14 protein-coding genes are annotated in these 12,939 nt (G+C 63.1%); all 14 read right to left on the bottom strand.

Annotated elements, in window-relative coordinates; translation table 11 throughout:
* Nucleotides 1–211: 211 nt before the first annotated feature.
* Nucleotides 212–1,198 (bottom strand): dihydroxyacetone kinase subunit DhaK, encoded by a 987-nt coding sequence (dhaK, locus tag NKH78_RS17990; protein WP_352738632.1) that lies wholly within the window; start codon nt 1,196–1,198, stop codon nt 212–214.
* Nucleotides 1,199–1,224: 26 nt separating this feature from the next.
* Nucleotides 1,225–1,647 (bottom strand): hypothetical protein, encoded by a 423-nt coding sequence (locus NKH78_RS17985; RefSeq protein ID WP_352738634.1) that lies wholly within the window; start codon nt 1,645–1,647, stop codon nt 1,225–1,227.
* 8 nt (nt 1,648–1,655) lie between these two features.
* Nucleotides 1,656–3,272: a phosphoenolpyruvate--protein phosphotransferase gene (ptsP, locus tag NKH78_RS17980; RefSeq protein WP_352738637.1), complete on the bottom strand. Its 1,617-nt coding sequence runs from the start codon at nt 3,270–3,272 to the stop codon at nt 1,656–1,658.
* Nucleotides 3,256–3,558, bottom strand: a complete 303-nt coding sequence (locus tag NKH78_RS17975) for an HPr family phosphocarrier protein (RefSeq protein ID WP_023676329.1) — start codon at nt 3,556–3,558, stop codon at nt 3,256–3,258. The genes ptsP and NKH78_RS17975 overlap by 17 nt, the downstream gene beginning before the upstream one ends.
* Before the next feature lie 22 nt (nt 3,559–3,580).
* Nucleotides 3,581–3,970 carry a dihydroxyacetone kinase phosphoryl donor subunit DhaM gene (gene dhaM / locus NKH78_RS17970; protein WP_352469937.1) on the bottom strand — a complete coding sequence of 130 codons (390 nt, stop codon included), beginning with the start codon at nt 3,968–3,970 and terminating at the stop codon, nt 3,581–3,583.
* The gene (gene dhaL / locus NKH78_RS17965; protein WP_352469938.1) at nt 3,967–4,569 is read right to left on the bottom strand and encodes a dihydroxyacetone kinase subunit DhaL; all 603 of its coding nucleotides are present in this window, start codon (nt 4,567–4,569) and stop codon (nt 3,967–3,969) included. The genes dhaM and dhaL overlap by 4 nt, the downstream gene beginning before the upstream one ends.
* An 81-nt stretch (nt 4,570–4,650) precedes the next feature.
* Nucleotides 4,651–6,294: a dihydroxyacetone kinase subunit DhaK gene (locus NKH78_RS17960; protein WP_352469939.1), complete on the bottom strand. Its 1,644-nt coding sequence runs from the start codon at nt 6,292–6,294 to the stop codon at nt 4,651–4,653.
* A gap of 67 nt (nt 6,295–6,361) precedes the next feature.
* Nucleotides 6,362–7,375, bottom strand: a complete 1,014-nt coding sequence (locus NKH78_RS17955) for an ABC transporter ATP-binding protein (RefSeq protein ID WP_352448469.1) — start codon at nt 7,373–7,375, stop codon at nt 6,362–6,364.
* Nucleotides 7,368–8,480: an ABC transporter ATP-binding protein gene (locus tag NKH78_RS17950; RefSeq protein WP_352738639.1), complete on the bottom strand. Its 1,113-nt coding sequence runs from the start codon at nt 8,478–8,480 to the stop codon at nt 7,368–7,370. The genes NKH78_RS17955 and NKH78_RS17950 overlap by 8 nt, the downstream gene beginning before the upstream one ends.
* 3 nt (nt 8,481–8,483) lie before the next feature.
* A complete protein-coding gene (locus NKH78_RS17945; RefSeq protein WP_023676334.1) occupies nt 8,484–8,684 on the bottom strand; it encodes a hypothetical protein in 201 nt (66 codons plus the stop codon).
* Entirely contained in the window at nt 8,681–9,631 is a 951-nt protein-coding gene (locus NKH78_RS17940; RefSeq protein ID WP_254816115.1) for a carbohydrate ABC transporter permease, read from the bottom strand. The genes NKH78_RS17945 and NKH78_RS17940 overlap by 4 nt, the downstream gene beginning before the upstream one ends.
* Nucleotides 9,628–10,575, bottom strand: coding sequence for a carbohydrate ABC transporter permease (locus tag NKH78_RS17935; RefSeq protein ID WP_302893612.1), 948 nt, complete (start codon nt 10,573–10,575; stop codon nt 9,628–9,630). The genes NKH78_RS17940 and NKH78_RS17935 overlap by 4 nt, the downstream gene beginning before the upstream one ends.
* A gap of 128 nt (nt 10,576–10,703) precedes the next feature.
* Nucleotides 10,704–12,035 (bottom strand): ABC transporter substrate-binding protein, encoded by a 1,332-nt coding sequence (locus NKH78_RS17930; protein ID WP_352738641.1) that lies wholly within the window; start codon nt 12,033–12,035, stop codon nt 10,704–10,706.
* 208 nt (nt 12,036–12,243) lie between these two features.
* Nucleotides 12,244–12,933: a PIG-L deacetylase family protein gene (locus NKH78_RS17925; RefSeq protein ID WP_352738643.1), complete on the bottom strand. Its 690-nt coding sequence runs from the start codon at nt 12,931–12,933 to the stop codon at nt 12,244–12,246.
* Nucleotides 12,934–12,939 lie beyond the last annotated feature (6 nt).

Raw genomic sequence — 12,939 nt, 5'->3', positions numbered from 1 at the left:
GACCCCGCCGGCGATCAGCAAGGCGGCTGCCAGCATCTTTCCATGGCGCTCGAAACCCGTCGGCGCCCGATCCCAATTGTAACGCATGCTCGAACTCCCCAAACCCGCAGATTCTTTATCTTACGCAGGGTGAGGAGGGCAACTGTCTGACGATACGCGGCGTTGCCGATGTCGGTCCTATCACCGGCTATTTCTGGGGCATTCTCCGCCGCTACATGCCCCAGCGCAGTGCGGCCGTATGTACCGGTGCATCCCACCAAACAGCCGCCTCGTCGTCGAGCATGCTCAGCGTGATCGAACAGCCGGCCATGTCGAGCGAGGTCACATAGGACCCGACCAGCGACCGGGTCACTGTGACGCCGTGCTTCTCGAAGATTTTGCGGGCGCTGTTGTACATCAGGTAAAGCTCCATCAACGGTGTGCCGCCAAAGCCGTTGACGAAGAGCAGCGCCTGGCCTCTGGCACCGTCGCCCAGGTCACCCAGGATTGCGGTACAGATCTCGTCGGTGATGGCGTCGGCGCTTTTCAATGTGTCGCGCCGCCTTCCGGGCTCGCCATGGATGCCGACCCCGAACTCCATCTCGCCGTCGCCGATATCGAAGGTCGGCTTGCCCGCCGCCGGCACGGTGCAACTGGTCAGCGCCACGCCCATCGAGCGCGTCGCGCCGTTGACGCGCTCGCCGAGCGCCTTCAACGGCTCCAGTGCCATGCCTTGTTCGGCCGCCGCGCCGACGATTTTCTCGACCACCAGCGTGCCGGCGACGCCGCGCCGGCCGGTGGTGTAGGACGAGTTTTCGACCGCAACGTCGTCATTGGTCACGATTTGCATCACGCCTTCCGACATTTCAGCGGCCATGTCGAAATTCATCACGTCGCCCTCGTAGTTCTTGACGATGAACAGGCAGCCGGCGCCCGTATTGACGACTTCGGCCGCCGCCATCATCTGGTCAGGCGTTGGCGAGGTGAATACCTGGCCGGGGCAGGCCGCATCCAGCATGCCGTGCCCGACGAACCCGCCATGCAGCGGCTCGTGACCCGAGCCGCCGCCGGAGATCAGCGCCACCTTGCCCGGCTTGAGCAGCTTGCGGCGGATGAATTTGTGTTCCTCGCCAAGCGCCAGGATATCGGCATGCGCGGCAACGAAGCCGTCGAGGCTCTCGGTCAGCACCGTATCGACCGAATTCAGAAATTTCTTCATGGCTGTTCTCCCGAAATAGCCCAGCGTCAGCTGCCCTTGCCGGCGATGCTGGTGATCTTCTGGATGAAATCGTTGACCGCCCGGTCGAGCGCCGCGTTCTGCTTGTCGTCGCCGAAATCGGGAACGATCAGCGAGACATGACGTGTCTTGCGCAGGCCTGCGGCCAGCGACATCTTTCCCGGATGCGCCCGATGGTAGGCCTCAAGGAAATGGTCGCGTTCGACCGGGCTGAAATGGCAAACGGAGAAGATAGCCGGCAAATGCTTCGATGGGATCGGCGTCGAGTAGGCAGGGCTTGAAATCTGCGTGACGAAGCTGCGGTGCTTGCCAAGCGCATCGGCGAGGCGCTGGCGCATGCCGGACGGGCGCTGGTCGATCACCTGCGACAGGATCGTCTTGTAGGCGCGGATCGCCTCTTCGGGGCCGGATTGCGGCGCCTTGTCTGCCATACCGGGGCCTAGATCGAAACGTCCGCGATGGCCGCCTTGGCCATCGCGAGTTGGGCGGGAGCGACGGAGAGGTCACGCAGGCCGGTTTCGAGCAGCGCCGGGATCGAGGCGGGGTCGCCGCCGGCATCGCCACACAGGCTGACCGGGATATTATGCTCGCGGCCGAAGGCGGCAACCGAGGCGATCAGCCGGAGCACGGCCGGATGCCTGACGGAATTCAAATGTGCGACCGACGCATTGTCGCGCGCGGCGGCCATCACGTATTGGGTCAAATCATTCGAACCGATCGAGAAGAAAGCGGCCTTGGCGAATGCCTCCGGTGCGATGGCCACCGACGGCACCTCGACCATGATGCCAAGCGGCGGCATTTTGTGCGCGATGCCGCGCGCCAAAAGGTCAGCCTGCTCCTCAGCGAACAGCGCGGTGGCGTGTTCATACTCTTCCGGAACGGCGATCATCGGGAACATCACCTTCAGATTGCCGTGCATGGCGGCACGTAGCAAGGCGCGGATCTGCACACCAAAGATCTCCGGACGCATCAGCGACAGCCTGATCCCGCGCAGGCCAAGGAATGGATTACCTTCCTCGACGGTCAGGCCCGGCACAGGTTTATCGCCGCCCGCATCGACAGTACGGATCGTCACCGGCCTGTCGCCTGCCCATTCCAGCACTCTACGGTAGGCGCGATATTGCGTCTCCTCGTCCGGCAGCGTCTTGCCGAACAGGAATTCGGTCCGCATCAGCCCGACACCGTCGCACGCCGCAGCATCGATGCGGTCGACATCGGACGGATCGGCAATATTCACCTGCACGTGGACCGCTATGCCGGTCTTCGTTGCTGCCGGCCTTGTCAAATAGGCTGCCGCTTTGTCGCGATGCGCCGCGAAAGACGACGACGATCGCCGGAATGCGTCGATCTCCACTTTCGAAGGCGCCAACACGATGCCGCCATGTTCGGCATCGAGCAGTGCGATTCCGGCAAGGTGAGCCGGCGAAGCACCGGGCCCGGCTACCCCACGCGCTACGAGCGCCAACCCCACCACCATTGGCACGCCGCGTGAGCGTGCCAGCATTGCGACATGACTTGCGGCACTTCCGGCCGTAAGTGCTATGCCGCCGCCGGCACTCCAGTCGGTTTCGAGGAAGCGCGTCGGTGCGATATCCTCGCCGTAGAAGATCGCACCTGCCGGCGCGGCAATGTCGCCGCCCCCGGCAAGCGCGCGTAGCACCTGGTCGCGTATGTCGCGCATGTCGGCCGCGCGCGCCCGGAAATAGTCCTGCTCGGATGTTTCATAGCCGGCTATCTCGGCGTCGAGCGCTTTTCGCCAAGCCACATCAGCAGCCATGCCCTCGGCAATTCGCTCAAAGGCCGGGCCGGTCAGCGCGTCGTCCTCCAGCATGGCGAGCTGGAATTCGAGGATACCGGCCGCCTCGCTGTCGCTGGTTTCCATCAATGTCGCGAGCCGGCCTGCGGCAATGGAGATGGCGGCCTCAAGCGCCGCCTTCTCGTCCGCGGCAGTCGCCTTGCGGACATAACGCACAGCAGCCTGGTCCAGATTGAACAGCGGCCCCTCGGCATAGCCGGCCGATGCCGAAATGCCCTGCAGCCTAAGCGGTTCGGGCATGGTCCTTGCCTTCGTCGAAATCGCGCCGCACCAGCTCGACCAGTGCGCCGACCGCCTCGCCGGCGCCGTCCCCTTTGGCTCTGATATGCAGGACAGTGCCTTTCGGCGCTTTCGCCGCCATCACCTTGACGATGCTCTTGGCGTCGAACCATGGCCCGTTGGCGGCGAGCGCAATCTCGACGTCGGCCGAAAACGTCTTGGCAAGCTTGGTGAACTTCACCGAAGGACGCGCATGCAGTCCCACCTCATGGGTGATCAGGACGCTGGCTTCGGCTGCTGCGGACATGCTTGTCAAAATTCCCGTTCGTTCACGACGGCGACAATTCGTGCGCCGTCGCCACCACTTCCCTGAGCGAGGCGCCGCCGGAAGCCTCGGTCGCCGCCATCACCGCGCCTTCGACGATCGGCGCATTGCAGACAATGATCTTCTGGGCGCGTGGTTCGCCGATCATCTCGACCGCCATCTCGCTATTGGTCTCGGCACCGCCGAGATCGACGAGGATCGCGACCCCCGCCTCCGACCAGGCCTTGTCGATGGCGTCCATGATCGCCTCGACATTGGTTCCCAGCCCGCCATGGCCGTTTCCCCCGCACCATGCAAGCGGCACTTCGTTGCCGACCATCTGCCGCACCATGTCGGCGGTGCCTTCGGCGACCAGCGGCGAATGCGATACGATGACGATGCCGACATTGCTCATGCGCGCCTCTCGATTGCCTCGGCTACGGCCCGCACCAGAAGCGCAGTCGAGCGTGCGCCGGCATCCATATGACCGATCGAACGGTCGCCAAGGAACGAGGCGCGCCCACGCAGCGCCTTCATCGGCACGGTCGCGTCGGCCGCGTTGTCGGCGATCTCGACGATGTCCGCTGCCGTCTTTCCCTGCAGCAGGGCCTCATGCACCGGCTGCAGCACATCTAACATGGTTTTTTGCCCGGCCTGCGACTTGCCTCTGGCGGCAACCGCTTCGATCGCCTTGCCGAAGGCCGCCGCCAGGTCGGCGCGACCCGGCGCGGCGGAAATCTCCTTGCCGAGCGCCATGAACAGCGTGCCGAACAACGGACCGGAGGCTCCGCCGACGGTCATCACCAGTTTGGTGCCGATCGCCTTCAGCGCCTCGGGCAACGGCTTTGTCGCAAACGCGCCGGCCTCGGCCCGCACTGCCTCGAAGCCGCGTCTCATGTTGAGCCCATGGTCGCCGTCGCCGATGGCCTGGTCGAGACTGGTCAGCTCGTCGGCATGTGCGGCGATCGTGTTTGCCGCCGCCTCGATCAGCCTGGAAATATCCGCTGCCGCCATATCACCCATGCTCCTGGCCCCTGCGCTGCCGGCAGTACGAGAAAATTGCATATCCGGCAATTGAAGCATTCTTTTCCCCAGTCAAGCGGGTTCGAGCAACGCAGCGAGGGCAGTGAAGACCTCGGCGACGGCAAAGGCGCCGGGGTCGACCACGCCGTCGAGCTGGCTGCCAATATAAGCGGACCGCCCGGCCTTGGCCTTGCGCATGGCAGCGGTGGCCTCGGCGCCGCGTTGCGCCGCGACCGCCGCATCTTCCAGACTCCCCCTATCCAGCGCCCTCAAGGCGGGTTCCAGGGCATCGATCATCGTGCGATCGCCGACCCTCGCTCCACCATAGAAGGACATCCGATCGAGGCCGGCGAGAAGCGCCTTGGGAAGCGTTTCGCCAGACTCCAGCGCCTGCGCGGCGGCGGTGAAGAAGATCGACAACAGCACGCCGCTAGAGCCGCCCATGCTGGCGCTCAGGATGTCGCCGACGACGGCGAGCGTTGCGGCAGGGTCAGCGAGCGGCAGTGTTGCAATGCGGCCAAGCACACTGCGCGCACCGGCCGCCACTGTCGATCCGGTGTCACCGTCTCCCGCCTTGGCATCCAGTCCGTTCAACGAGCCTTCAAGCGAGATCAGCCGTTCGCAGACCGCGACAACCAACCGGTCGGTGCGTGCGTCCTGGCTGGCTTTCGACGCGTTGTTCGGGCCGGCGGCTTTGGCCATCGGCACGACGCTGGCTTGGCGAACGGCTCTTGCCGGCAGCCAGGCGTGGGGGCCTACCGGCGCCCGCAACGCCGCTTCGCGCGACGCATCGAGCCGGATCAGCGACAGGGAAAAGCCGTTCATGTTGAGCGCGGTCATAAGCTGCCCGGGCCCGATTGTCAGCGTCACCTTTTGCGCCAGCGGTGAAGCCAGTACCGCATTGGCGACAAGCAACATTTCCAGCGGTGGCACCGAACCGAGATTATTGATCAGCAAGGCGTAGTGGCTGACCGGATCAAGCCGCGCGGCAAGGCGCTCCGACATGATCGCAACCAGCCTTTCGGCACTTTGCACCGCAATCCGCTCAACGCCCGGTTCGCCATGGATGCCGAGGCCGAGTTCGGCATCGTCCGCCCCGAATCTTTCTTCATGGCTCTGGCCGGGGATCGAGCAGGATGACAGCGATATGCCGAGCGAAACGATATCCGCCGCCACTGCCCGCGCCGCCCCGGCAATCGCCGCCAGGTCAATGCCGGCTTCCGACTGGTGGCCGGCGATCTTGTGCACGAACAAGGTGCCGGCCAGGCCACGCGGCTGGGCAATGTCCGGCAGGGCGATATCGTCGGCGACAATCACCATCTCGACCCGGAAGCCTTCGGCGCGCGCCTTCTCGGCTGCCAGGCCGAAGTTGAGGCGATCGCCGGTATAGTTCTTGACGATCAGCAGACACCCGGCGGGACCGGTCACCGCGCGGATGGCGGCCAATACCGCTTCCACGCTCGGCGAAGCAAAGATCTCGCCCGAAACCGCCGCCGTCAGCATGCCAATGCCAACAAAGCCGGCATGGGCAGGTTCGTGCCCGGCCCCGCCGCCGGAAATGACCGCAACCTTGGTCTTATCCCAGTCCGCGCGGAGAATGACCTTGATCTCGGGATAGCCGTCGAGGCGAGCGAGATCGCCGGCGCCGGTAGTATCGAGGAAGCCGTCCAGGGCCTCAGTTACGATCGTATCCCTGCGATTGAAAAAATGCTTCATCGAATTGGTCCAGTCCGGTGCCCGAAATTGCCGGTTGAAAGGTGCCAGGAAAACACTCGCGCAGCGCTCACATCAGCCGTCGCCCATCGGGGCCGAAATACAGCGGCGAGCGATAGCGGATCATGATCTTGTCGCCCTGAGCCAGGTCGGTGTCGGGGTCGGTTAGCGTCACCAGCTTCCTGGTCCCCACCGTCACATGCAGATGGTTCTGGTCGCCGAGATGCTCGACCCAATCGACGACGCCGTCGGCATGGCCGTTCGCCGCCTTCTCGATCGAAAGATGTTCGGTGCGAGCACCGATCGTCTTTGTTCCCGCCGGCGCGCCGCCATCCGGCAGCAGTCCGACCGGCAACAAATTGATTGCCGGTTGGCCGAGCCGTGCGGCGACGTGTAGGTTTGCCGGCTCAGAATAGATCGCGCGCGGGGAACCGATCTGCACCAGCACGCCGTCGGCGAGAATGCCGATGCGGTCGGCCATGGTCATCGCTTCGATCTGGTCGTGCGTGACGTAGAGCATTGTGGCGCCGAGTTCCGCCTGGATGCGCTTCAGCTCTAGCCTGAGATCGGCGCGCAGCTTGGCGTCGAGCGACGACAGCGGCTCGTCCATCAGGTAGATCGACGGCTTGCGCACCAAGGCGCGGCCGATGGCGACGCGCTGCATCTCGCCGCCAGAGAGTTTGGTCGAGCGATTATTCAGCTTGTGGTGGATGCGCACCATCTTGGCCACGTCCTCGACGCGGCGGCGGATCTGATCCTCCGGCATTTTCCGTGCTGGCGAGCGCAGCGGAAAGGCGAGGTTGTCGTAAACCGACAGATGCGGATAGAGCGAATATTGCTGGAATACGAAAGCGGTGTCGCGCTCGGCCGGCGACAGCGTCGTCGTGTCGTGGCCGGCAATATGGATCGAGCCCGCTTCCGGACGCTCCAACCCGGCGATCAGCCTGAGCGTCGTCGTCTTGCCGGCGCCGGTCGGCCCGAGCAGCACGACGAATTCCCCGTCGGCGATATGCAGGTCGAGATTGTCGACGGCGACATGCTCGCCAAAAGCCTTGGTCACGCTTTTGATGTGAACGTCAGCCATGATGTGCTCTCCCCTGGGAGGCCGAGTCATGGATTTCGGTGCGCACCGCACGCCCGGATCCTTTTGCGAACAGCGACAGCCGCGCGCTGTTCAGCGCCAGGCCCACATGATCGCCCGGATTGAGCCGGATTTCGGCCGGCACCCTGGCCTTGATGATGCCGTCCGCTGTCTCCACCGCGACGATCTGAGTGGTGCCGAGATATTCCGTGCCGTAAATAGCACCGCGCAGCTTCGAAGCGTCATCGAAGCGGATGTGCTCCGGTCGGATGCCAAGCGCCATCTCGGCCGGCGCGACGTCCTCGCGGATCTCCGGCACGGCCACCTTCGCGCCTTGCACAACAATTTCCCTGGCGCCCTTTGAAAGCCCGCCGCCGAAGCCGAGGAAATTCATCGGCGGCGAGCCGATGAAGTCGGCGACGAACATCGTCGCCGGCCGGTCGTAGATCTCGCGCGGCGTGCCGAACTGTTCGATGACGCCGTGGTTCATCACCGCGATCTTGTCGGCCATCGACATCGCTTCCATCTGGTCATGCGTGACATAGACGGTGGTGGCGTGAATGCGGTTGTGCAGTTCTCGCAATTCATGGACCATCAGGTCGCGGAATTCGGTGTCGAGCGTGCCGAGCGGCTCATCCATCAGGAAGCATTTTGGCCGCCGTACGATGGCGCGGCCGAGCGCCACGCGCTGGCGATCGCCGCCGGCAAGCCCGGAGACCGATTTGTTGAGCAGATGGTCGATCCGCAAAAGCTTCGCCGTCTCCTCCACTCGGCTCCGGATTTCAGCGCCTGGCACGCCTTGCGCCAGCAGTGGAAAGCCGATGTTCTTCCGCACATTCATGTGCGGATAGAGCGCGAACAGCTGGAAGACGAAGGCGATGTCGCGCTCGCGGGCACGCCGCATGGTGACGTCCTCGCCGCCAAGCAGGATCTTGCCGCCGGTTGGCAGTTCGAGCCCGGCGATCATGCGCAACGTCGTCGTCTTGCCGCAGCCGGACGGCCCCAGCATGACGAAGAATTCGCCGTCCTCGACGACGAAGTTGGAATCCTGCACGGCGACGAAATCGCCGAATGCCTTCCTCAGATGTTCGACCCTGATCTCGGCCATCGTCTACTCCGGAAATTTCGAGACGATGATGAACATCGCCGTGCCCGCAAGCATGGTGATGAAGGAATAGGTGTAGAGCACCAGTGCGAAGGGCTGAAACAGCATCAGGAAGCCGATGGCGATGATCGCGGTGGCGACGTTTTCCATCAGCCCGCGCCTGGCCCAGACGGGCCAGCGCGATTTGCGTTTTGCGGTCATGCTCATTTACGCACCGCGCCAAAGGTGATGCCGCGCAGCAATTGCTTGCGAAGCAGGATGGTGAAGACCAGGATCGGCACCAGAAAGATCGTCGTGCCGGCCGCGACCGCCGGCCAGTCCTGACCGCCTTCGCCGATGATGGTCGGAATGAAGGGCGGCGCGGTCTGCGCCGTGCCCGAGGTCAGCAGCGCAGCGAAGGCATATTCGTTCCAGGCAAAGATCAGGCAGAAGATGGCGGTTGCGGCAATACCGGTGGTCGCCTGCGGCAGCACCGTGCGCCAGAACGCCTGCAGCCTGGTGTAGCCGTCGATCATCGCCGCTTCTTCATATTCGCGCGGGATCTCGTCGATGAAGCCTTTCAGCAGCCAGACTGCCAGCGACACGTTGACCGCCGTGTAGAGTAGGATCATGCCGAGCGCGGTGTCCGACAGGCCGAGCTCCCGATACATCAGGTAGATCGGGATGGCGACGGCGATCGGCGGCATCATCCGCGTCGACAGGATGAAGAACAGCAGGTCGTCGGCGAGCGGCACCTTGAAGCGCGAAAAACCATAGGCCGACAGCGTGCCGAGGAACACCGCGCAAAACGTCGAGCCGAAGGCGATGATCAGCGAGTTGACGAAGCGCGGCATGAAGTTCGACGGGCCGGCGATCACCATGTTGCGCTTGCGCACCGTCTCGTCGCAGACCCCGGTCGCCGGTCCCAGCGAGTTGATGTATTCCGGGGTTTGCCGAGTCCGGGTCGAGAACAAATTGCAGTAGCCCTCGAGGCTCGGCTGGAACAGGATCTTCGGCGGATAGGCGATCGAATCCGGCGGCGTCTTGAAGCTGGTGGCGAAGATCCACAGCAGCGGCACGATCGAGATCAGCGCGTAGGCAACGATGATCGTGCCGGCGACGCGCTTCGACGTGGCCGAGGGTGCGACAACGGAATGGGCTGACGTCAGGCTCATCTCTGCTTCACCTTGTTCAGCGCCTTGACGTAAATGTTGGCCAGCCCGAACACCGCGACGAACAGGATGATGGCGAAGGCCGAGGAATAGCCCGTCCGCCAGCTTTCGAAGGCCTGCCGCTTTAGCGTGATCGAGGCCACTTCGGTGGTCGATCCTGGCCCGCCGCCAGTGAGCAAATTGACCATGTCGAACATCTTGAAGTTCTCGATGCCGCGGAACAGCACCGCCAGCATGATGAAGGGCAGCGCCATCGGCAGCGTGATCGACCAGAACTGCCGCCAGTTGGAGGCGCGGTCGACCTCGGCCGCTTCGTAGATGTATTCGGGGATCGAGCGCAGGCCGGCGAGGCAGATCAGCATCACGTAAGGCGTCCACATCCAGGTGTCGACGATGATGATCGACCATGGCGCCAGCGACACGTTGGAGAGCATGCTGATCTGCGTTGCCGGAATGCCGGTGACGAACGAGACGGCGTAGGCGAACAGCCCGATCTGCGGCTCATAGAGAAAGCGCCAGAAATTGCCGACCACCGCCGGCGACAGCATCATCGGCACCAGGATGATGGTCGTCCAGAAGGCGTGCCCGCGGAACTTGCGGTCGATCAGCCAGGCCAGCGTAAAGCCGATCAGCGTCTGCAGCAGGATGGTCCAGAACACGAAATGCGCCGTCGTCTGCATGGCGATCCAGATGTCCTGGTCGGCGAGAATGCGTTTGTAGTTCGCGAGCCCAAGGTTCTTCACCACCTCATTGGGACGATTGGCGCGAAAATTGGTGAAGGACAGATAGATCGCCCAGAACAGCGGGAAGATGTTGATGGCTAAAAGCAACAGGATCGTCGGCGAGATGAACAGCCAGGCGAGGCCCTTGTCGCTGATGCCCCGGACCTTGCGGGCCAACGGCTCGGGTGTAGCCCGGGCCACGCTGTCCGCAGTCCGATTGAGCATGGTCAGTCCTGCTTCGGTCACTTGGCTCGTCTCGACAATGGAATTTATCTGAACTGTGTCCCGTGCCAAGGGCGGCACGGGACGGTTCGGTCATGGGCTCGGGAGGAGCCGGTTACATCTTGCCCCGGTTACATCTTGCCATCGTCCTGGAAGACCTCGGTCCAGTCCTTGACGAGGCCGTCGAGGGCATCCTTGGCCGAGCCTTGCCCGGCAACGACATAGTCGTGGAAGCGCTTCTGCGATGCCTGCAACAGCGGGGCATAGCTCGGCTCGGCCCAGAAGTCCTTCACGATGGCCATCGAGTCGAGGAAGGTCTGCGCGTAGGGCTGGCTGGCCGGGAAGCCCGGGTCCTTCACGACCGCGTTGAGACAGGAATAGCCGCCGAGCGACCACCATTTGGACTGCACGTCCTTGTTGGCAAACCATTTGATGTATTTGAGCGCGGCTTCCTGCTTGTCGGAATAGGAGACCACCGAGATGCCCTGGCCGCCGAGCTGGGCGAACTGGTCGCCGTCCGGACCTTTGGGATTGACGAAATAACCTATCTTGTCGCCGCCGACATTCTCGTCCTTCTGCAGGCCTGGCCAGGTGAAGGCGAAGTTCATGTGCATCGCCACCTGGCCGGATTTGAAGGCATCGACGCCTTCGCCCATGTAGCTGTTCGAGGCGCCGGGAGGCGTGCAGCAGTCATAGAGCGCCTTGTAGAACTCCAGGCCCTTCACCGATTTATCGGAGTTGACGAAGCCTTCCATCTCGTAGGGCTTTTTCGGGTTTTCGTACTGGAAGCCGAAGCTGTAGAGTACGTCCATGGCGCCCATGGTGATGCCTTCCGAGCCGCGCTCGGTATAGATCGACGCGCCATAGACGGTCTTGCCGTCGATCTCGCGCTTCTGGAAGAATTCGGCGATCTGTTTCAGCTGGTCGAAGGTCGTCGGCGGGCCGAGATCCCAGCCATACTTTTCCTTGAATTCCTTCTGCAGCTCCGGCTTGGAGAACCAGTCCTTGCGGTAGGTCCAGCCGACGACATCGCCCATCGCCGGCAGCGCCCAGTAATTTGGCGAGTTCTTCGGCCATTCCGAATAGCCGACGACGGTCGCCGGCACGAAATCGTCCATGCTGATCTTCTCCTTGTCGAAGAAGTCGTTCAGCTTGACGTAATGGCCGTTCTCGGCGGCGCCGCCGATCCACTGGCTGTCGCCGATGATCAAGTCGCACAGCTTGCCGTGCGAATTCAGCTCATTGAGAAAGCGGTCGGCATAGTTGGTCCACGGCACGAATTCGAATTTCATGCCGATGCCGGTTTCCTTGGTGAAGTCCTTGGATAATTCCACAAGCGCGTTGGCTGGGTCCCAGGCTGCCCAGCAAAGCGTCAGATCTTCTGCCTGCGCGACGTTCGAAACGGCTGTCGACGCCAAAAGTGTCGAAGCCAGTCCCAACGCCAATTTAAAGGTCGATTTCATGCCTTCCTCCCATTTGCGAAACGCGTCCGGATGACGGTTTCAAGAGCCCGCTAAACCCCTCTCCTCCGGGGCCTAAACACAATGGCGGCAACGCCCGGATGTTTAGTAATTTGTTTAGTGATGCAATTTTTACTAAACAACGCAAGCGAATTCGTTGCTGCGCCGCAGCATGACGGACGAGAGCGATGTGAGAAGCAGCGGTGCCGGTCTATGTGACCGTCTTGTTGCTGACCGTCACCGGTCGGATCACTGGGGCCGGCGGCAGCAGGGCGCGGATGTCGGCGAAGGGGAAGACCGGCTCGAAGCGGAAGGCCTCCGCGAACGCCTCGGCTAGGCCGTTGCACTGGCCGGCGCGAAAGGCGTTCAGCGTGCGCGCCGCGTCGACGAAACGCTCGGGATCCTGCGACTGATGCGCCCGGATCGCCTCCGCCTTGAGATCGAAATGCCCGGATGTATCGACGTAGTGCGTTGGCGAAAACCCGGTGCCGCCGAACGTGTCGGCATGCAGCACCGGCACCGTGAATGACGCTGCGATGCGCACGCCATCCGACAGCGCGCGGTGGTCGCCATGATAGTCGTTCGACGCATGTGTGATCACCAGATCCGGCCCTATCTCGCCGATCACTGCTTTCAGCGCCGCGATCAGGGCGGCGTCCGCCACCAGCGCGCCATCGGGAAAGTCGAGGAAGCGCGGCGTCACGCCAAGCAGACCGGCCGCCGCGGTTGCCTCCTTGCGGCGCGTGCGGGCCAGCGCGGCCGGATCGCCATAGCCGCCCCTGGTGCCATCCGTGGCTATGGCAAAAAAGAGTTCTGCGCCTTGCGCGGCATAGGCCGCCATCGTACCGAACATGAAGATCTCGATGTCGTCCGGATGCGCGCCAAGCGCCAATATCTTCACTCTCAT

This window comes from Mesorhizobium sp. M0910 (assembly GCF_040319465.1).
GTDB lineage: Bacteria > Pseudomonadota > Alphaproteobacteria > Rhizobiales > Rhizobiaceae > Mesorhizobium.
Note: the sequence above shows the minus strand (reverse complement) of the source record. Positions and strands in the feature narration are given on the sequence as shown.

Coding starts and splice junctions, on each gene's coding strand:
- dhaK (WP_352738632.1), bottom strand. CDS start 1,198: ATGAAGAAATTTCTGAATTCGGTCGATACGGTGCTGACCGAGAGCCTC.
- NKH78_RS17985 (WP_352738634.1), bottom strand. CDS start 1,647: ATGGCAGACAAGGCGCCGCAATCCGGCCCCGAAGAGGCGATCCGCGCC.
- ptsP (WP_352738637.1), bottom strand. CDS start 3,272: ATGCCCGAACCGCTTAGGCTGCAGGGCATTTCGGCATCGGCCGGCTAT.
- NKH78_RS17975 (WP_023676329.1), bottom strand. CDS start 3,558: ATGTCCGCAGCAGCCGAAGCCAGCGTCCTGATCACCCATGAGGTGGGA.
- dhaM (WP_352469937.1), bottom strand. CDS start 3,970: ATGAGCAATGTCGGCATCGTCATCGTATCGCATTCGCCGCTGGTCGCC.
- dhaL (WP_352469938.1), bottom strand. CDS start 4,569: ATGGCGGCAGCGGATATTTCCAGGCTGATCGAGGCGGCGGCAAACACG.
- NKH78_RS17960 (WP_352469939.1), bottom strand. CDS start 6,294: ATGAAGCATTTTTTCAATCGCAGGGATACGATCGTAACTGAGGCCCTG.
- NKH78_RS17955 (WP_352448469.1), bottom strand. CDS start 7,375: ATGGCTGACGTTCACATCAAAAGCGTGACCAAGGCTTTTGGCGAGCAT.
- NKH78_RS17950 (WP_352738639.1), bottom strand. CDS start 8,480: ATGGCCGAGATCAGGGTCGAACATCTGAGGAAGGCATTCGGCGATTTC.
- NKH78_RS17945 (WP_023676334.1), bottom strand. CDS start 8,684: ATGAGCATGACCGCAAAACGCAAATCGCGCTGGCCCGTCTGGGCCAGG.
- NKH78_RS17940 (WP_254816115.1), bottom strand. CDS start 9,631: ATGAGCCTGACGTCAGCCCATTCCGTTGTCGCACCCTCGGCCACGTCG.
- NKH78_RS17935 (WP_302893612.1), bottom strand. CDS start 10,575: ATGCTCAATCGGACTGCGGACAGCGTGGCCCGGGCTACACCCGAGCCG.
- NKH78_RS17930 (WP_352738641.1), bottom strand. CDS start 12,035: ATGAAATCGACCTTTAAATTGGCGTTGGGACTGGCTTCGACACTTTTG.